This window comes from Virgibacillus sp. M23 (assembly GCF_034190895.1).
Taxonomy (GTDB): Bacteria; Bacillota; Bacilli; order Bacillales; family Amphibacillaceae; genus Virgibacillus; species Virgibacillus salarius.
In genome coordinates this window covers 1-525 of record NZ_JAWDHA010000192.1, presented here as the reverse complement: position 1 = coordinate 525, position 525 = coordinate 1, and the positions used below count along the sequence as shown (strand labels likewise).

Genomic DNA, 525 nt, shown 5'->3' with positions numbered 1-525 from the left:
ATTCCTCGATGTTTCTGAAGAAGAGGTTCTTGAAACGATGGAAATGGGCAAAAGCTATCAAGCCTTATCCGTTGACCACAGCATTGAAGCGGATTCGGACGGAAGCACCGTCACGATCCTTGATATCGTCGGATCACAGGAGGATGGATATGAGCGAGTCAACCAGCAAATGATGCTGCAAAGCGTGCTTCATGTCCTTTCAGACCGTGAAAAACAAATCATAGACCTTACGTATATTCAAAACAAAAGCCAAAAAGAAACTGGGGACATTCTCGGTATATCTCAAATGCACGTCTCGCGTCTGCAGCGCAAAGCTGTGAAGAAGCTCAGAGAGGCCTTGATTGAAGATCCCTCGATGGAGTTAATGTAATGATCCAGGTTGAAGAAAACGAGCATATTCAAACTCTAGTATATCAACTGAATAAAGAAGGAAAATCGATTTGCGGAGACAGCTTTTTTATGAAAGCTGATGACAAGGAATTAATTTGCGCGGTTGCTGACGGACTTGGAAGCGGATCGCTTGCA

Annotated in this window: 1 protein-coding gene and 1 pseudogene; both read left to right on the top strand. The window is 44.0% G+C overall.

Annotation, left to right across the window (positions count from 1 at the left end):
* A partial coding sequence (locus RVS70_RS21990; RefSeq protein WP_321134839.1) for a sigma-70 family RNA polymerase sigma factor occupies positions 1-370 on the top strand: 370 nt, incomplete at its 5' end.
* Positions 370-525, top strand: a pseudogene (rsbX, locus tag RVS70_RS21985) (phosphoserine phosphatase RsbX); the annotation flags it as partial. The gene RVS70_RS21990 and the pseudogene rsbX, both read left to right, overlap by 1 nt.